The 17,540-nt window shown below is 67.3% G+C and carries 16 protein-coding genes and 1 pseudogene; 12 read left to right on the top strand and 5 right to left on the bottom strand.

The features are described 5' to 3' along the window. The first annotated feature begins 15 nt into the window (after positions 1-15). Positions 16-990: pseudogene (locus ACTXPP_RS08565) on the top strand (ROK family protein). A gap of 5 nt (positions 991-995) precedes the next feature. Continuing rightward, the gene (locus ACTXPP_RS08560) at positions 996-1,775 is read left to right on the top strand and encodes a lysophospholipid acyltransferase family protein (RefSeq protein ID WP_301494837.1); all 780 of its coding nucleotides are present in this window, start codon (positions 996-998) and stop codon (positions 1,773-1,775) included. Here ACTXPP_RS08560 and ACTXPP_RS08555 read toward each other — a convergent pair. Continuing rightward, positions 1,694-3,007: a glycosyltransferase 87 family protein gene (locus tag ACTXPP_RS08555; protein ID WP_301494839.1), complete on the bottom strand. Its 1,314-nt coding sequence runs from the start codon at positions 3,005-3,007 to the stop codon at positions 1,694-1,696. The two genes, ACTXPP_RS08560 and ACTXPP_RS08555, sit on opposite strands and share 82 nt — an antisense overlap. 68 nt (positions 3,008-3,075) lie before the next feature. Between ACTXPP_RS08555 and ACTXPP_RS08550 the strand changes: the two genes are divergently transcribed. The 3 genes from ACTXPP_RS08550 (at position 3,076) to ACTXPP_RS08540 (ending at position 6,184) form a co-directional block, all read left to right on the top strand. Next, complete coding sequence (locus tag ACTXPP_RS08550) at positions 3,076-4,191, top strand: acyltransferase family protein (RefSeq protein WP_443341798.1); 1,116 nt, start codon at positions 3,076-3,078, stop codon at positions 4,189-4,191. 11 nt (positions 4,192-4,202) lie between these two features. Beyond that, a complete protein-coding gene (locus tag ACTXPP_RS08545; RefSeq protein WP_301494843.1) occupies positions 4,203-4,721 on the top strand; it encodes a polyadenylate-specific 3'-exoribonuclease AS in 519 nt (172 codons plus the stop codon). Between the two features lie 74 nt (positions 4,722-4,795). Further along, positions 4,796-6,184, top strand: a complete 1,389-nt coding sequence (locus ACTXPP_RS08540) for a class II 3-deoxy-7-phosphoheptulonate synthase (RefSeq protein ID WP_443341797.1) — start codon at positions 4,796-4,798, stop codon at positions 6,182-6,184. An 88-nt stretch (positions 6,185-6,272) separates the two neighbouring features. Here the strand turns inward: ACTXPP_RS08540 and pknB are convergent, their stop codons facing one another. Next, the gene (gene pknB, locus ACTXPP_RS08535) at positions 6,273-8,510 is read right to left on the bottom strand and encodes a Stk1 family PASTA domain-containing Ser/Thr kinase (protein WP_301494846.1); all 2,238 of its coding nucleotides are present in this window, start codon (positions 8,508-8,510) and stop codon (positions 6,273-6,275) included. Positions 8,511-8,662: 152 nt separating this feature from the next. Between pknB and ACTXPP_RS08530 the strand changes: the two genes are divergently transcribed. Next, complete coding sequence (locus tag ACTXPP_RS08530; RefSeq protein ID WP_301494852.1) at positions 8,663-9,013, top strand: Rv2175c family DNA-binding protein; 351 nt, start codon at positions 8,663-8,665, stop codon at positions 9,011-9,013. Here ACTXPP_RS08530 and ACTXPP_RS08525 read toward each other — a convergent pair. Further along, a complete protein-coding gene (locus ACTXPP_RS08525) occupies positions 8,927-10,525 on the bottom strand; it encodes an alpha-(1->6)-mannopyranosyltransferase A (RefSeq protein WP_443341795.1) in 1,599 nt (532 codons plus the stop codon). The genes ACTXPP_RS08530 and ACTXPP_RS08525 overlap by 87 nt on opposite strands. Before the next feature lie 8 nt (positions 10,526-10,533). After that, on the bottom strand, positions 10,534-11,661 hold the full coding sequence (locus ACTXPP_RS08520) for a polyprenyl synthetase family protein (RefSeq protein WP_443341794.1): 1,128 nt from the start codon (positions 11,659-11,661) through the stop codon (positions 10,534-10,536). A 189-nt stretch (positions 11,662-11,850) separates the two neighbouring features. Here ACTXPP_RS08520 and ACTXPP_RS08515 point away from each other — a divergent pair, with 189 nt between their 5' ends. Further along, positions 11,851-12,804 carry a methylenetetrahydrofolate reductase gene (locus ACTXPP_RS08515; protein WP_301498669.1) on the top strand — a complete coding sequence of 318 codons (954 nt, stop codon included), beginning with the start codon at positions 11,851-11,853 and terminating at the stop codon, positions 12,802-12,804. A 25-nt stretch (positions 12,805-12,829) separates the two neighbouring features. Here ACTXPP_RS08515 and ACTXPP_RS08510 read toward each other — a convergent pair whose 3' ends face one another. Beyond that, the gene (locus ACTXPP_RS08510; protein ID WP_301498667.1) at positions 12,830-13,429 is read right to left on the bottom strand and encodes a GNAT family N-acetyltransferase; all 600 of its coding nucleotides are present in this window, start codon (positions 13,427-13,429) and stop codon (positions 12,830-12,832) included. Between the two features lie 139 nt (positions 13,430-13,568). Between ACTXPP_RS08510 and ACTXPP_RS08505 the strand changes: the two genes are divergently transcribed. The 5 genes from ACTXPP_RS08505 to ftsL all read left to right on the top strand — a co-directional run bounded on the left by ACTXPP_RS08505 (position 13,569) and on the right by ftsL (position 17,518). Further along, complete coding sequence (locus ACTXPP_RS08505; RefSeq protein ID WP_443341792.1) at positions 13,569-14,045, top strand: SAV_6107 family HEPN domain-containing protein; 477 nt, start codon at positions 13,569-13,571, stop codon at positions 14,043-14,045. Positions 14,046-14,182: 137 nt separating this feature from the next. Then, positions 14,183-14,575 (top strand): DUF3040 domain-containing protein, encoded by a 393-nt coding sequence (locus tag ACTXPP_RS08500; RefSeq protein WP_301498663.1) that lies wholly within the window; start codon positions 14,183-14,185, stop codon positions 14,573-14,575. 533 nt (positions 14,576-15,108) lie between these two features. Next, a complete protein-coding gene (mraZ, locus tag ACTXPP_RS08495) occupies positions 15,109-15,540 on the top strand; it encodes a division/cell wall cluster transcriptional repressor MraZ (RefSeq protein ID WP_301494537.1) in 432 nt (143 codons plus the stop codon). 227 nt (positions 15,541-15,767) lie between these two features. Beyond that, positions 15,768-16,844 carry a 16S rRNA (cytosine(1402)-N(4))-methyltransferase RsmH gene (rsmH, locus tag ACTXPP_RS08490; protein WP_443341789.1) on the top strand — a complete coding sequence of 359 codons (1,077 nt, stop codon included), beginning with the start codon at positions 15,768-15,770 and terminating at the stop codon, positions 16,842-16,844. Continuing rightward, positions 16,841-17,518: a cell division protein FtsL gene (gene ftsL / locus ACTXPP_RS08485; RefSeq protein ID WP_443341788.1), complete on the top strand. Its 678-nt coding sequence runs from the start codon at positions 16,841-16,843 to the stop codon at positions 17,516-17,518. Before rsmH ends, ftsL begins: the two co-directional genes overlap by 4 nt. The last annotated feature ends 22 nt before the right edge of the window (positions 17,519-17,540 follow it).

The raw sequence follows: 17,540 nt of genomic DNA, 5'->3' as shown, positions 1-17,540 counted from the left end.
GATACGCTAGGACGAATGTCCGCCCCCGCATCCCTGACCATCGGCATAGACATCGGTGGCACCAATCTCCGGGCCGCCGTCGTTACCCCGCAGGGCCAGGTCCTGGACGTCGAGCAGCTACCGACCCCGAGTTCGGTCGCTGCACTGGAGAAGGCCATCACCCTGGTGGTGTCGGCACTGCGCCAGCGCCACGGGGTGAGCGCGGTGGGACTCGCGGTCGCCGGTTTCATCACCGCCGAGCAGGACCGGGTTCGTTTCGCACCGCACCTGCCGTGGCGCGACAGTGACGTCCGCGACCGGTTGTCCTCGATGCTGGGGCTGCCGGTCGTCCTGGAGCATGACGCGAATGCCGCAGCGTGGGGCGAGAACATCCTCGGACCAGGTCAGGACGCATCGACGTGGGTACTGTTCGCCGTCGGTACCGGCATCGGTGGCGCACTGGTGCAGGACGGGCAGATTTACCGCGGCGCCTACGGCACCGCCCCGGAATTCGGCCACCTCACCGTGGTTCCCGGTGGACGTGCCTGCCCGTGCGGCAAACGCGGTTGCCTGGAGCGGTACTGCTCCGGCAGCGGCCTGGAACTGACCGCCCTGGAGTTCATCGCCACCGGTCGGCACCCGGAGAGTCTGCTGTCGCAGCTCTTCCACACTCGTCCGGAGTAGATCACCGGGCGCAGCATCGTCGGACTGGCCCGCGACGGTGACCTCCTGGCCGCCGAGGTCATCGAAGATTTCGCCCGTTGGCTGGGCCGCGGGCTGTCGGTGGTGCAGGACATCCTGGACCCGGAGCTGATCGTCCTGGGCGGCGGTGTCGCCGCCGATGCCGACCTCTACCTTCCCACTGCGCGCGAGGAGATGGGTTCCTCGGTCGTCGGTGCCGGATTCCGTCCGGTCGCCCGCGTGGAACCCGCCAGTCTGGGCTCCGAGGCGGGTATGATCGGTGCGGCGCTTCTAGCGGGGAACCCCGCAGTCATTTCGCGAAAGGGATAGCAAACGTGCAGAACCGCACTTACTGGTGGTTGAAGAACGTCGTCGTCGGGCCGTGGCTGTGGCTCATCAACCGACCGTTCGCCCGGGGCCTGGAGAACATTCCCGCCGAGGGTCCGGTCGTGATGGCCTCCAACCACCTGGCTGTCATGGACTCGCTCTACTTCCCGCTGCTGTTGAAGCGGCAGCTGACCTTCCTGGCGAAGAAGGAGTACTTCACCACGCCGGGCTTCGCCGGTGGCATCCAGAAATGGTTCTTCTCCTCGGTCGGCCAGGTGCCGATCGACCGCGGTGACAAGGATTCGCAGGCCGCCGCCCTGAACACCGCCCTGAAGGTGCTGGACAAGGGCGACCCGCTGGGCATGTACCCGGAGGGCACCCGGTCACCGGACGGACGGCTCTACCGCGGTAAGACCGGTATGGCACGTATCGCGCTGGCCTCCGGCGCCCCGGTCCACCCGGTGGCGATGATCGACACCGAGAAGGCCAATATCGCCGGCTCCTGGCTGCTGCGTCCCTACCGCGTCGGTGTGGTCGTCGGTGACCGCATCGACCCGGCGGACTTCGCCGACGCCGGTGACGAGTACGAGCAGGCCCGCGCCCTGACCAACTACGTGATGGAGCGCATCGCCGAGCTCTCCGGCCAGGAGTACGTGGAGGAGCACTACGCCGCGGACATCAAGAAGTCCCTGGAGGCCAGCGAGGGCTACCCGGAGGGCGCGGAGCCCGGAACCGGCCGCACCCTGGGGAAGAAGCCCAAGCCGCGGTTCCTGCGGTACCGGCTGTAAGCCAGTCGGCACACGTTCCCGAACTGCCAGAGCAGCCACAGTAGGCCGAGCACCACGTACCCGGATCCGGCCACCTGCATCCACCCCGACCACTGCATCTCGACATTGCTGTGGGTTGGGAAGAAGAGGTGCATCGGCAGTAAGGACACCGCCACCGTCAGGACGGTGAGCAGGCCCGCGCCCCGGCTCCGCTCCACCGACCAGCAGTGCCAGGCCACCAGCACCATCGGAAGTACCCACACCCAGTGGTGGGCCCAGCTCACCGGGGACACCAACAGGGCCAGCAGTGCATTCGTGCACACCGCCGCGGTGTGGGCCCCGTCGGCGATCTGACCCAACATCACCAGCACCACCACGACGGCAATGACCACGACCGCCAGGTACCAGCCCACCATGGATTCGGGGTTGCCACTGGCGCGGGCGATCATGCCGCGGACCGATTGGTTCGCCGCCGATGCCAGCCCACCGATCCGAGCAGGGTCGGTGATGGTCTCGGTCCAGTACGTCCACGACTGCCCCGGCAACACCAGCCAGGCCAGGGCGGTGAACCCGACCCCGGAGACCACACTCACCACCGCCTCCCGCCACTGACGGTTGACCAGGAAGTACAGTCCGAAGACCGCCGGAGTGAGTTTGATCGCCGCGGCCAGGCCGATGAGCATCCCACGAGGCCACCGGGTCCGCGGCAGCAGGAGGTCGGCGACGACCATGAGCATCAGCAGGATGTTGATCTGGCCGTAGAACAGGGTCTGCGTGATCGGCCACATCCAGATCGCCAACGGCAGCAGCAGCCAGCCGATGGTCCAGGTCGTCCGGCGGGCCATCGTCCGGTTCGTCCCGGCCGGACCACGCTCGGTGCTCAGCGCATTGAGTACGATCACGGTGACGTGCACCAGTGACAGCGCGCTGACCAGAGCGAAAGGAATGTAGCCCACCCAACTGGGCAGCAGGGCGATCGGTACGAAGAGCAGGGCCGACAGCGGGGGATAGGTGAACGGCAGGGCGATGGTGCTGACGGGGAAGACCCCCTCGTACAGCGGCTCGCCGTCGAGGACGGCCTGGCCACCGGCCCGGTAGACATCGAAGTCGATGTGGTAGTTGAAGGCGTCCTCGAGGAAGCTGCGGGCGACACCGACCCCGGCGACGAGGATGGTGACGACAGTGACAGCAGCGACAGCAGCAACAGTAGGGATGGTGCGGCCACGGGAGAGCCGAGGGGTGCGGATGTCCACGTCTGACCAGACTACCGCTGAACCCCGGGAATTGATCGACGGGCGTACCTCGGGCACCCTTGGCAGACGTGTCAGCACAGTCAGAACCCCAGGCTCCCACGGTCAAGGCGCCGACGTTCACCGGTGGCGACCGCCTGCTGTGGGCTGACTGTGCCAAGGGCATGTCGATCATCGCGGTCTGCTACATGCACGTGGTCACCGGGGTGCCCGGGGCGAGCGAGACCGCCTGGAGCTGGTTGAACGACGTCATGGACCCGGTCCGGATGCCGATGTTCTTCCTGGTCTCCGGACTGTTCGCCCACCGCGTCATCGAACGCACCCTCGGTGACCTGTGGTACCGCCGCCTGTGGTTCCTGCTGGTGCCCTACCTGGTGTTCACCCCCTTCGTCTCGGCGACTCGCCTGGTCATCGACGACAACTTCAGCGTTCCGACCCTGCTCCGGACCATCATCGTCGGTGATCCGGGCGTCTGGTTCCTGTACGTGCTGATGGTCTTCAACATCCTTGCCTGCCTCACCCGACGGTTACCACCGCTGGCCGCGGTGGCACTGTCGGTGATCCCGGCGTTCGTCGTCGCGCTCACCGGCATGGCCGGCTACAACGAGATCACCCACATCACCCAGTACCTGCCGGCCTTCTTCCTCGGCCTGCACTTCCGGGCGGTGTTCATGCGACTGGCGACACTGGCGAAGGACGTGCGGGTGATCGTGGCCGTGGCCGTCCTGTACATCGGCTGGGAGTGGCTGCACGGCACCGTCGCCGACCATCTGGCGCTCGGCGGTTGGACGGCGTCCGATGACTCGGTGATGAGTCTGATGGACCTGGTGCGTACCGTCACCGCCGTACCGCTGGCCATCGTGGTGGCGGTGTGGATCTCGTGGATTCCCGGGATCCGACGGGTCTTCGCCGCCATCGGACGCAACACCCTGCCGATCTACGTCTCCCACCAGATCTTCCTCTACCTGGTCAACGTCCGACTGCTGCCGTGGCTGGCGCAGTATGACCCGGACACTTTCGGCGTCGTCATGGAACTTCATCAGCAGGTGGTGCTGGGGCTGCTGACCTGCGCGCTCAGCGGGTATGTCTTCTACCTACTGGGGAAGGTGCCGTTCATCCGGTGGATTCTCTACCCGCCGCCACTGCCCCGTCGGCCCCGTCGGCACCCTCGGGTGGAGACAGACTAGAATCAACTGCTGTGCGCTACTTCTACGACACCGAGTTCATTGAGGACGGCACCGTCATCGACCTGGTGTCGATCGGTGTCGTCGCCGAGGACGGCCGGGAGTTCTACGCCGTATCCACCGAGTTCGACGAACGTCAGGCCGGCGACTGGGTACGCCGCAACGTCCTGCCGCTGCTGCCGCCGCGGTCGGACAAGGCGTGGATGTCGCGGGCGGAGATCCGCCGTCGACTCTTCGACTTCCTGGTTCCCAACCACCGGGAGGGGGACTGGCTGCCGGCGGCGAAGCGTCCTGAACTGTGGGCGTGGGTCGGTGCCTACGACCATGTCGCCCTGGCCCAGTTGTGGGGTGACATGACCGAGCTCCCTGCCGAGCTGCCGCGGTTCACCCGGGAGCTCAAGCAACTGTGGGAATTCGCAGGTCGGCCGACCCTGCCGGAGATGACCGGGTCGGCCCATGACGCCCTGCAGGACGCCCGGTTCAACGTGGTCAAGTACCGGCTCTCCGTCCAGTCGATGGGTGCCCGACGCTGACGTGGGCGGTGGCCCTGCCGGACATACACCCTCCGGTTCACCATCCGGACGCGTCATCTCGTAGGATGGCATCCATGGGTTGGACTATTGACGCACCACTTGACGAGCTCCCTGATCTGCCGCCGCTGCCCGGCGATCTCGAGGAGAAGTTCCAGGACGTTGTCGCGCGTGACGCGAAGCAGCAGCCGTCCTGGGACCAGGGGCACGCCGACCGCGTCCGCAAGATCCTCGAGTCCGTTCCGCCGATCGTGGTGGCCCCGGAGGTCCGGCGACTCAAGGAGCAGCTGCGGGACGTGGCTCTCGGCAAGGCTTTCCTGCTCCAGGGTGGTGACTGCGCCGAGACCTTCGAGACCAATACCGAGCCGCACATCCGTGGCAACATCAAGACGCTGCTGCAGATGGCCGTGGTGCTGACCTACGGTGCCTCCACCCCGGTGGTGAAGATGGCCCGGATCGCCGGCCAGTACGCCAAGCCGCGTTCGGCCGACCGCGACGGCAATGGCCTGCTGAACTACCGCGGCGACATCGTCAACGGCATCGAGGGCACCGAGGAGGGTCGTCGTCACGACCCCTCGCGCATGGTGCGCGCCTACGCCAACTCCGGCGCGGCGATGAACCTGGTGCGGGCACTGACCGGCTCGGGCACCGCCGACCTGGCGAAGCTGCACGAGTGGAACCGCGAGTTCGTCGCGAACTCCCGCGCCGGTGCCCGCTACGAGGCACTGGCCGGGGAGATCGAGCGTGGGCTGGAGTTCATGGCGGCCTGCGGAGTCAACGACTCCACCCTGCAGACCGCCGACATCTACTGCTCGCATGAGGCACTGCTCCGCGACTACGAGCGCGCGATGCTGCGGCTGGCGCACGACGAGGACGGCGACGACGCGCTCTACAACCTCTCCGCACACCAGCTGTGGATCGGTGAGCGCACCCGTGGCATGGAGGACTTCCACATTGCCTTCGCCGCCCTGATCGGCAACCCGGTCGGTGTGAAGATCGGCCCGACGACCACCCCGGAGGAGGCCGTCGCCTACGTCAAGAAGATCGACCCGAACAACGAGCCGGGCCGACTCACCCTGATCTCGCGCATGGGCTACGACAAGATCCGGGAGGCTCTGCCCCCGATCGTCGAGGCCGTCGAGGCCACCGGCCACAAGGTCATCTGGCAGTGCGACCCGATGCACGGCAACACCTACACCAGCTCCAACGGCTACAAGACCCGCGATTTCGACCGCATCATCGACGAGGTCCAGGGCTTCTTCGAGGTGCACCGGGCCGCGGGTTCCCACCCCGGTGGCGTGCACATCGAGTTCACCGGTGAGGACGTCACCGAGGTCGTCGGCGGTGCCCAGGACATCACCGACCTGGACCTGCCGTCGCGCTACGCCACGGTGGTCGACCCGCGATTGAACACCCAGCAGGCACTGGAGCTCGCCTTCCTCGTTGCAGAGATGCTGCGCAAGTAAGCGGCGGCAGGCACCGTAGTAGGGGAGCGAAAGACCCCGGACCCGTGTCGGGTCCGGGGTCTTCGTTACGGGGGTGCCTGAGTCGAGCCTAGATCGTGCGGAGGGTGACCGTGTCACCCTTTCCGGCACGACCGTTCGGACCGGGGGACTGGGTGATCACCCGGCCGTTGTCCCGCCCGTCGATCTCCACCTCGAGCCCGACGTCCTCCAGGATGGAGCGGGCACTGTCGACCGAGCGTCCGATGACGAAGGGCACGCGCACCATTGTGGACTCGTGCAGCGTCACCGTCGTGGACTCGGCCGGATCGACCCGGGTGCCTGATGACGGCTCCTGGGCGGCGATGTCACCGGTGTCGACGGAGGTGTCGGAGGTGCCTTCACCGGTCTCCGGCGACATTCCCAGCTCATGGAGCGCCTCCGCGGCCTCCTCGGGGCTCTTGCCCTCCAGGTCCGGCACGGTGATCGCATTCGACAGCACCAGGGTGACCGGCGACTTGCCCGGGATCTCCTTGCCCGCGTCGACGTCGGTGCCGATGGCATCACCGCCGTCGACGTCCTCGTCGAAGCGTTCGGTGACCTCACCGACGGTCAGTCCGGCGCGTTCGATGGCCCGGCGGGCCTGTTCCTCGGACATGCCGGCGACATCGGGAACTGTCACCGGGGCGGCACCCTTGCTGAGCTGGATGGTCACCTCGGTACCGGTGTCGACCTCCTCACCGGCCTCCGGGGAGAGCTCGGCGATGCCGCCGGTCTCCACGTCGTCGGAGTAGACCTGCTCGCCGACGGTCCAGGTCAGGGTCCTGTCCTCCAGTCGTTTCTGGTAGGACTCCAGGGTGTCCGCGTCACCGGGTTGTGGGACGGTCGGCCGTCCCTGCGAGACCAGGACGGCGACCTCGTCGCCGCGGGGGACGCGTTCCCCGGCACCGGGGTCGGTGCCGGCGACCTCGTCGACCTCCTCGTCATCGGAGTAGACCTGGGTGACGGTGGCGCTGAAGCCGGCGGCCTCGATAGCGGCCTGGGCTCCCGAGACATCCTGGCCGAGAACCTCCGGGATCTCACCGTAGCGTCCGGAGGTGACCCACCAGCCGGCGATCGCCACCGCGGCGATCAACGCGATGAGCAGCACGCCCCAGATCACGTTCGCGACCGGGCCGCGGTTGGTCAGGGTAGGACGCTTCGTCGGGCGCGGTGCCGGTGATCCGGACGCGGCGGCCGCTGCGGGGGCTGCGCTGTGGTCGGCATCGTCGTGGTACCCCGGTTCCGGTTCGGGTTCCGGGTGGTCACGCTGGTCCGGCATGGGGGTGGGGACCGGTGGCACCAGGTTGGTTTCGGCGGTGTGCTGCTCCGGCTGTTCCGGCTGCTGGGGGAACATGCTGGTGGCCATGGTGTCGTCGTCCCAGCTGAGCCGGTCGCTGACGACCGACCCGGCCAACGCCCGACGCACCGCGGTGTTGGTGGGGGCGGGAACCCGGAAATCTGGCAGGCCGAGCTGCGTCTTCGTCTCCTCCACGGCGACGAGGAACTCCCCGCCGTCGGCGAAGCGCTCCTCCGGGTTGCGCCGGGTGGCTCGCAGCACCAGTTCGTCGATCTCGGCGGGCACCCCGGCAATCAGGGAGGACGGTGGTGGCACATCCCGCTCCAGGCGCATTACCGCGGTCTCGTCGGGGTTCGCCCCGGTGAACGGGGTGCGCCCGGTCAGCAGCTCGAACAGCAGGATACCGGCGGAGTACACGTCACCGGCCGGGCCGACCTGCTGTCCGCGCACCTGCTCGGGCGCCAGGTAGGCGGCGGTACCGATGACCGGGGCGCCGGCGGCGACGTCCCGGTGGGCGGCGCGGACCAGGCCGAAGTCAGCGAGTTTGACCTGGTGGTCATCGCGGATCAGCACATTGTCGGGCTTGACGTCACGGTGCACCATGCCGGCCTCGTGCGCAAGGTCGAGTGCCTCGAGCACCGGGCCCATCACCGCACTCGCGGCGTGTGGCGGCATGGGACCGCGTTCCCGCAGCAGTTCCCGCAGCGTCCCACCGGGAACCAGTTCCATGATGAGGAAGACGTGGTCGCCCTCGTCGGTGTGGTCCACGCCCTGGTCGAAGACATTCACCAGGCACCGGTGGTTCAGCCGGGCCACTGCGCGGGCCTCACGTTCGAAACGGGCCCGGAATGCCGGTTCCGCGGCATATTCCGGATCCATCACCTTCGCGGCGAGGTCACGGTCCAGCCGGGTGTCCACGCAGTGGTAGACCACCGACATGCCACCGTGGGCGATGGTTTCGCCGATACGGTAGCGGTTGTCCAGCAGGTCTCCTGCGCGCAGTGATTCCACGGTGATCGCCTACGCCTCCCTCTCACCTCGTGTCCTACAGGTCTAAAGGGGAAGTATACGTCGGCGGGTCGACAGCAACGGTTAAGGTGGGGAGCGTGAGCACGAATGAGAACACATCCCAGTCCGACAGCGAGCAGCACGAGCAGCAGAACCTGCCCGGCCACCTGGAGCAGGAACCCCTGCTGACCGTCCCCGATGTCGCCGACCTGCTCGGGGTCATCGTCACCCGCGTGATGGACGACCTGAACCAGCACCGGCTGATCGCCGTGCAGGTCGACGGTGTCCGGCGTATCCCGGCCCGATTCTTCACCGACCAGGGCGAGATCAACCGCTTCGTCCCCGGACTGATCGCCCTGTTGTCCGACGGTGGCTACTCCGACGAGGAGATCCTGGACTTCCTCTTCACCGAGGACGAGTCACTGCCGGGCCGTCCGGTCGACGCGCTCCACGGACACCTCGCCCGTGAGGTCATGCGCCGTGCGCAGGCGATGGCCATCATGTAGCAGGCAGGCACGCGCAGCCCACCACATCAGGGCACCGCACACGGCGATCCAGATGATGTCGTAGAGGCGGTTACCGCCGCCGGAGTCGAACATCAGGCACGTGGTCATCGACAGCCAGGCCACGGCAAACAGTGCCCGCCGGTCCCGCAGCCACACCCCGACCAGGGCCAATGGCGCCAGATAGTACCAGGGCAGCACCACTGGGTTGAAGACGCAGGTGACCATGTAGGCCGCCGTCGCCCCCACCAGGGCGTCGCGGGTGCCGCGCCGCCATATGACCCAACACGCCACCAGCCCGAGCAGCATGAGCACCGTGCTGATGGGACGGACCACCTCGAGGATGTCGTTGAAGTAGATGTCCTCGTTGACCAGTCCGATCGGACGCGCCAGCAGCCCGGCGATCAGTGACGGCAAGGCCAGCGGGTTGATCACCTTGGAGTTGCCGCTGATCTCGGCCACCCAGCCCCAGGTCTGACCGCTGGCCCAGGTGACCAGCGCCAGAACCCCGCCGGTGGCAGCCACCGAGGCCACCCCGCCGGCAAGCAGGACACCGAAGCGTCTGCCGGTGAAGACGCGTAGATCGCCGAGCACCTGCCGGAGACTGCGACGGGGGCCGTCGGCACCGGGGAGGGACCCCGCCGCCCGGGCGACGAAGATCCACACCAGGAAGGGCAGGGCGAACAATGCGGTGGCCTTCAGCGCGACGGCCACCGCGATCAACGCCGACCCGGCGAGTAGTCCCTGCCACGGTGCCAGCCGCATTCCCAGCACCAGGGCGGCGACCACCAGCGGCATCATCAGCACCTCGCTGTGCATGCCGCCGATGAAGTGGATGACCGCCAGTGGGTTGACCACCCCGATCCATACCGCGATCTCGGCGGTGCGTTCCGAGGACGTCAGGGCACGGGCCAGGGCGCGGACGGCGAAGACCAGGGCGATCAGCCCGGCAATGGAGATGAGCTTGTAGGCCAGTACACCGAGGGTGACGTTCTCCCCGGTGACCCGCACAATGCCCTCGCCGAGCCACAGATGCAGTGGACCGTAGGGGGTGGTGGTGTTGCGCCAGTCCGCACTGACCTCGAAGAACATCCGGCCCGGACTGGCGGAGGCCCCGACTTCGTAGGCGTTGTGCCCGTCACGGGCCAGTGTCCCCTGCATCAGGTAGGAGTACACGTCCCGGCTCATCATCGGCCCGGCCACCACCAGTGGGGCGACCCAGGCCACCACCGGCCAGGCGCTGATCGGCTCACCCAGTCGCACCAGCCGGCCACCGAGAATGATCCAGGAGGCGATGAGCAGCAGGATCGCCACCCACATGATCGCGATCACGATGCCGTAGAGGTGGCCGAACCCGACGTTCGACCAGCCGATCTCCTGCAGCAGTCCGCCCCGGTAGCGGGTCGCGCCGACGGCGTGGGAGCACAGTGCCATCAGCAGTGCTCCCGCCAACCCCAGCAGGATCGCGGTGCGGCGGGGGATGTCCCGGAGACGGGCTCCCAGGCGGTTCAACACGTTGGTGATCAGCTCCTGCGCTCAGTAAGCCAGTAGGAGACGTCGACGAGCTCCTCGGTGATCGTCTCGCCCAACCCGGCGCCGTGCAGCCGGGAGACGGCACGGTCGGTCAGCGTCCGGATCTGATCGACGGACTCCTGTGCCGCCCCGGAATCCACGATGATCTGACGCAGCGTGTCCACCTCGGCCTCAGTGGTCACCGTGCCCACCCCGGCCCGCAGCGTCGCCGCGGCATCCGGGTCGGCGGCATCGGCCAGTCGCAGTGCGTTGAGCAGCAGGTGTGTTCGCTTGCCGGAGCGCAGATCATCGCCGGAGGCTTTACCGGTGACCTCAGGCTCGCCGAAGACCCCGAGGTGGTCGTCCTGTAGCTGGAAGGCGATGCCGATGTCGCGTCCTACTTCGCGAAGAAGGGTGACGGTGGACGCGTCACCGCCGGCGAGGGCTGCTCCGAGATGCAGCGGACGTTCCACGGTGTAGGCGGCGGTCTTGTAGGTGTTCACCTTGTAGGGGCCCGCTGGATCCTCCGACCCGCTGGCCTCCAGGGATATGTCGAGCATCTGGCCGGCGACCACCTCGGTGCGCATCTGCCGCCACGGCTCCCTGGCACGGGCCAGGGAGGACGCCGACACCCCCGAGTCAGCGAGCATGTCATCGGCCCAGGCGAACGCCAGGTCGCCGACGAGGATCGCCTGGTTCACCCCGTAGTCTTCCGCCGACCCGTGCCAACCGTCCGAGCGGTGGCGGGACTCGAAGGCCCGGTGCACGGTCGGACGGCCACGCCGGGTGTCGGAATGGTCGATGATGTCGTCGTGCACCAGGGCGCAGGCCTGGATGAACTCCAGGGAACTGATCGCGTCCAGGACCTGGTCGGCCCCGTCCCCTGTGCCCCCGGTCGCCGGGGCGCCGGACTCCAGTACCGCCCGGACCCCTGCCCAGGCGAAGAGGGGACGTACCCTCTTGCCGCCCTGCATGAACCCGGCCAGGTCGGCGATGCCGTGTGCCACCACCGGATCGATACCGTCGTAGTCGGCAGCCTGCCGGGTCAGGAACGCCGTGAGCCGGGTATCGACGGCACCGGGAACCTCGGTCAGCGGACTGTCGAAGGACCAGGTCGGCGGTAGGGGGGAGTCGGCCATGAAGCACGTGCCTTTCATGTCGGCGGTGGGGGTCGGTACCTCGCGGTATCCCTCCATAGTAGGGGGTCGTGTGTTGTCCGACGGGCAGGTGCTCAGCGGTGGCGGGGCATTCCCCTAGGATTGGGTGCCATGGCCACTGAAGACTACTGGAGCTCGCACCGAGACACCCCGCAGCCTGCCGCGCCGAGCATGCAGGTCGCGGTGGCGGACACCCTGACATTCGGGACGCCCGGGCGCGTGCCGTTCTCCGTCGAGTTCATGCCCCCACGCGACGACGACGCCGAGGCACGGCTGTGGTCGGCGGCGGAGGCATTCCACGACCTGGGTGCCAGCTTCGTCTCGGTGACGTACGGGGCCGGCGGGTCCAGCCGGGAGCGTACCGAACGTGTCGCCGCCCGCTTGGCGGTCAAGCCGTTGACCACGCTGCTCCACCTCACCCTGGTGGACCACACCGAGGAGGAGCTCCGTGGAATCCTGCGTGAGTTCGCCGCACTGGGGCTGACGAACCTGCTGGCGCTGCGTGGCGATCCTCCGGGCGACCCGATGGGCGACTGGAGCCCGGTCGAGGGAGGCCTGAACTACGCAGTTGACCTCATCGAACTGGCGCGCTCCATGCCGGAATGCGCCGATTTCGACTACGGCGTGGCCTCCTTCCCGGAGGGTCACTACCGGGCACCGGACCTGGAGGCGGACACGCGCTACACCCTGGACAAGCTGCGCGCCGGGGCGAGTTACTCGATCACCCAGATGTTCTTCGACGTCGACCACTACCTCCGACTTCGTGACCGGCTCGCCAAGGCGGATCCGGAGCACGGTGCGAAACCGGTCATTCCCGGGCTGATGCCGATCACGTCGTTGCGGTCGGTGCGCCGTCAGCTGGAGCTGTCGGGGGCGTCGCTGCCGTCGAACCTGCAGGAGCTGTTCACCAGGGTGGCGGACGGTGACGAGAAGAAGAATGCGTCGGCCATCCGTGAGGTCGGTATCGAGGTGACCACGGCGATGGCCGAGCGGCTCATCGCCGAAGGCGCACCGGACCTGCACTTCATGACCATGAACAACGTTCGTGCGACCCAGGAGGTGCTGCACAACCTGGGGATGGCTCCGGCATGGGGGCCGGAGTTCGGTCACGACATGGTGCGCTAGTCGGGGTGCAACGGGTCGGGGCCCCTCAACTGCGGTCCAAGGCCAGCACCCCGAAGGGGCGGGGGTCGGTCCCGAACCGGAAGTTCCGCAGGACGTCGTGGAAGCCGGTCGCCCGGTAGAGCGTCCACGCGGCATTGTCCTCGTCGGGGACCTCGGGGGTCGACAACAGGGCCTGGCTGCTGGACAGCTGGTCCAGCAGGCAGACCAGGAGACGGCGTCCCACCCTGTGTCCCTGGTGCCCGGGACGCACGTGGACCTCGGAGACTTCGTCGTAGTTGCTCAGGGTGCGGGAGGCGTCGTCGGGGGAGAGGCCACTGCTCCGGAGACCGCGGTGGACCTCCCGGTACCACCAGGTCGTGTCGTCGCCGGGGTAGCCGAAGGCGACACCGAGGGCGGTCTGGGACCGGTCGGACGGGTTGGCGGTGGTGCCGGCGGGGTGTTCCAGGGCCACGGCGCAGGCGAAACCGGGGCGCTGGGAGCAGCTGGTCCACAGCATGCGCCGCTGGAGGTGGGCGCTGCGCGGGTAGCCCATGGCATCCAGGTGGATGTCGACGAGCTCGTCCACCCGCGTCCGGAAGTCGGTTGCGGAGAGGACGAGCACGGAGATGGTGAGTTCGTCGGGCACGTGTCCATCCTGCCAAACGAGTGGTGCATGAGGAAGCATACACCAGTATCTAGAACATGTGTTCGACATAGTGAATCGGGGGATTCTCCTGTCTGGCGGGGGTCGTATCGTCTCCGGTATCCGAGAAAAGGAGCAGACCATGAACGACACGAACACTGGGGCAGGAACCGGTGCTGCGGGCATCGGTGTCGGGGTGTCGTCGGCACGGGTGGCCAGGCTGACGCGGGCGCATCGGGGAGGGGCGGCGCTGCCGGAGACTTTCGTGATCGAGGCTGAGCGACTGCTGGAGCGTAGTCGCTGGGAGCCGGAGCTCGACGGGGAGCTGACCTGGGCATACCGTGGTGCGCTGCGAGCGGCCGGTGCGATCATCCAACACGCGCGCAAGAAGCGTCGCCGACTGCCGGCCGGTAGTGCGTGGTCGCGGGTGCGGGTGCTCTCCGATGACTTCGGTGACTGGTGCGATGTCTTCGAGCGTCATGCCCGCTTCGTCGCCCGGGTTGAGATGGGTCTCGAGGCCGGGCTCACCCGGGAGGTGGTGACCGAGGTTTACCAGGATGCCTGCGAGTTTCTCGATGAGGTGCGCGGGGCGGTCGGATACCTCCCGGAGGTGGCATGAGGTAGTGCGTAACGCACTGGGGTAGGCTTGTGGGCAGTACGGGAACTTTTTCGCGAGACTGTGCGTTGACACTGATGACACACCTTGACGGATGAGCCGTCAACTTCAGACACCCGATATTTCAGGGGAGGACGACCGTGGCCCTTTCAGAACAGGAACGGCGCATGCTGCAGGAGATCGAGCAGGCGCTGATCGCCGAGGACCCGAGCCTTGCCAAGCAGGCCTCGGGCTCCGGCGGCGGCCAGGGGGGCGGAGGGGTGACCGTGGGAATCCGTTCCGTGGCTGTCCTGTTGCTCGGCCTGTGCGTCCTCATTGCCGGAATCGCACTGTCGCAGAACAGCCTGTGGTTTGTCGCGATGGCCGCCGTCGGCTTCTTCATCATGTTCGGCGGGGGACTGCTGGCGTTCCGCTCCGGTTCGTCCACGTCGTCCTCCTCGCGGAAGAACTCCACCGAGTCCGGGCGCAAGGATGGCGGCGACGGGGGCGTGGCTGACCGGATGGAAGACAGTTTCCGGAAGCGCTTCGAGTGAGCCTCCCTCACTGACTGACTCATCGTCACTCCCCACAGCGGGCCACGGGTACATCCCGTGGCCCGCTGTTTGCGTGTGTGGGCCATGGTCGCCCTGCATCTCCCACTTTGCCCCACTGGCGATTCGGTCTCCCGGTGGGGACTCTGGGCATGTGCTGGGGAGAAAGCATGATGACCTGGGACGGGATGGTGATGTAGCGGTCGGGTGACACTGGGGGCGTGTGGGGGGATTGGGCCTCTTTTGGGGCGTCCCGGGGTCCTGGGAGGAGATTCTTCCCCACTTTCTCCCCACCGTGCCCCACCGGAATATCGTCGACTATTACTGCAGTTCATGACCGGTTTTATCGATGCCGGATCAGTGAGTCGCGCGAAAGAACCTTAATTTCCCGGGCCTGGTGGGTAGTCAGGTGGAGGATAGTGGGGTACTGTGGGGCACACTGGGTCGATATGGGGCCCAGGGGATAACTTCACAGAGACTGCACACGGCAACACAGACACCTGACGAGGACCGGGCAGCCGGGGAAGGGAGCCGACATGTTCTTCGGTACCTTCACCCCGAAGCTCGACGACAAGGGTCGGCTGACCCTGCCGGCGAAGTTCCGGGACCAGCTGGGCGAGGGACTCGTCGTCGTCAACGGCCAGGACCACAGCCTTGCCGTCCACACCCGGGCAGAGTTCCAGGTGCGGGCAGCGAAGGCCGCGGCCGCCTCACGGTCCAACCCCCGAGCCCGTGCTTATGTCCGCAATCTCGCGGCGAGCGCGGACGAGCAGGAGCTGGACAAGCAGGGCCGGATCACCCTCTCGGCCGCCCACCGTGACTACGCCGGACTCGACAAGGAGTGCGTGGTCATCGGATCGGTGGACTTCATCGAGATCTGGGATGCGGCCGCCTGGCGGCGCTACCTCGACGACCACGAAGGTGACTTCGCCGACGGTGACGACGACTCCCTCGCCGGAATCCTCTGACGCCACCCCCCGACACTGTCCCGACAACGACTGTGTCGCCGTGTGCCACCCGCGACGCCGGCGGGACTGTGTGCCGGCCCTCATCTGCGCGGACGACCGGAATTTGATGTACTTCCCCGACATCAAACCCGACCCGTGCAGGTGAGGCCCCGTTCACAGTCCCGATCGGCGTCGAGGTTCATCCCCGAACTGCAGGACCCCACCATCGAGCCGAAAGGACGACCGACATGACCGACCGGAACTCCGGCCAGCACGGACATGTCCCGGTGATGCGCGACCGGATGGTCGACCTCGTCAGCATCGGTGTCACCGCCGAGGGGGCGCCGTCCACCCCGGTCATCGTCGACGGCACCCTCGGTGCCGGCGGCCACACCGAGGTCTTCCTCGAGTCCTTCCCCCAGGCTGTCGTCGTCGGTCTCGACCGCGACCCGTCCGCCATCGCCCAGTCAGAACAGCGACTCGCCCGCTTCGGCGACCGCTTCGTGTCCTACCAGACCCGTTTCGACGGTCTCGGCGCCGCCATCGACGACCTTGTCGACCAGGGGCGCATACCCGACACCGCACGCAGCGAGGGTATCTCCGGCTACCTCTTCGACCTGGGCGTGTCGTCGATGCAGCTCGACCAGGCGCAGCGTGGCTTCGCCTACTCGCAGGACTCCCCGCTGGACATGCGCATGGACCCGGAACTGCCGGTCACTGCTGCTGACATCCTGAACACCTACTCCCACGGTGACCTCGCCAGGATCCTGAAGACCTACGGTGACGAGCGCTTCGCCGGGAAGATTGCCTCGGCGGTCCTTCGCGAGCGTGAAGTGGAACCCTTCACCACCTCGGCCCGGCTCGTCGAACTGTTGTACCGGAGCATCCCGGCCGCCACCCGGCGCACCGGTGGCCACCCGGCGAAACGAACCTTCCAGGCACTGCGGGTCGAGGTCAACGCCGAGCTGGACTCCCTGGCAGCGGTCATCCCCGAGGCGACGGGACGCCTGCACCTCGGTGGTGTGGCGGTCTTCATGAGCTACCAGTCCCTGGAGGACCGGATCGTCAAGAAGGCCCTGGCTGACCTGACCGCCGACCACACCCCACCGGGACTGCCCATGGCGCTTCCGGAGTACGCGCCCCGGTTCGACCTGGTCACCCGCGGTGCCGAGAAGGCCACCGAGGTGGAGATCGAACAGAACCCCCGGGCTGCACCGGTCAGGGTCAGGGCAATCCGCCGGATCGTCTCAGACAGCGCCCCACACACCGCCCCACACAGCACCACCGCCAACCACGACCGACCGACAGAGCAAGGGAAGAGATGAGCACCACAGCCACACCGTCCCGCCAGCGACGTAGCACCGCCCAGCCGGAGCGACGGTCATCCAGGTCCACCGACACCGTCGCCACGACCACCACCCGTCGCCGGGCGCAAAGCAGCCAGGTACGCCGTCGGGGTTCACAGCAGCAGCTCACCGTCCGCGGACGGCGGGTGGCGGTCCGCGAGCCGCGCAACCGCACCATGATGTGGACCGTGGTCCTGATGCTGGCCCTGCTCGTCGCCGGCACGGCCCTTGCCATGTACCTCTCCGGTCGCAGCACCGAACAGTCTTTCCAGCTGAACCAGGCCCAGGCGACCTCGGATACGCTGTCCCACGAGATCGAGTCACTGAACCGCGATGTCGAGGACGCCTCGTCCACCCAGCACATTGCCGCTGAGGCAGCCCGCCTGGGCATGGAGGTCCCCGGTCAGACCGGTGTGCTGAACGTCGAGAACGGTACCGTCGATGAAGCTCGTCCTGCGGACAACTCCGGCAACCGGGCCGTGACCGACATCGACGGTGACGTCCGTACCGTGGGTCCGTCCAGCAACACGGAGGCCACCAGCGGCGAGGGCGAGCGTAGCTCTGAGGAGGACATGGCGGCCGCTGATGCCGCTGCCGCCGCAGCCGCGGATGCCTCGCCCCGCCAGTCGGGGGACCTGCCCTACACCCCCTGATCCGACACGCGTGGTCCCAATG

Origin of the sequence: Candidatus Corynebacterium faecigallinarum, assembly GCF_052264515.1 — a bacterium.
Classification (GTDB): domain Bacteria; phylum Actinomycetota; class Actinomycetes; order Mycobacteriales; family Mycobacteriaceae; genus Corynebacterium; species Corynebacterium faecigallinarum.
Note: the sequence above shows the minus strand (reverse complement) of the source record. Positions and strands in the feature narration are given on the sequence as shown.

Bases quoted from the DNA above. Each gene is read 5' to 3' on its own strand.
- ACTXPP_RS08540 (WP_443341797.1), top strand. From the start codon at position 4,796: ATGGGTTGGACTATTGACGCACCACTTGACGAGCTCCCTGATCTGCCG.
- ACTXPP_RS08520 (WP_443341794.1), bottom strand. From the start codon at position 11,661: ATGGCCGACTCCCCCCTACCGCCGACCTGGTCCTTCGACAGTCCGCTG.
- ACTXPP_RS08515 (WP_301498669.1), top strand. From the start codon at position 11,851: ATGCAGGTCGCGGTGGCGGACACCCTGACATTCGGGACGCCCGGGCGC.
- ACTXPP_RS08505 (WP_443341792.1), top strand. From the start codon at position 13,569: ATGAACGACACGAACACTGGGGCAGGAACCGGTGCTGCGGGCATCGGT.
- mraZ (WP_301494537.1), top strand. From the start codon at position 15,109: ATGTTCTTCGGTACCTTCACCCCGAAGCTCGACGACAAGGGTCGGCTG.
- rsmH (WP_443341789.1), top strand. From the start codon at position 15,768: ATGACCGACCGGAACTCCGGCCAGCACGGACATGTCCCGGTGATGCGC.
- ftsL (WP_443341788.1), top strand. From the start codon at position 16,841: ATGAGCACCACAGCCACACCGTCCCGCCAGCGACGTAGCACCGCCCAG.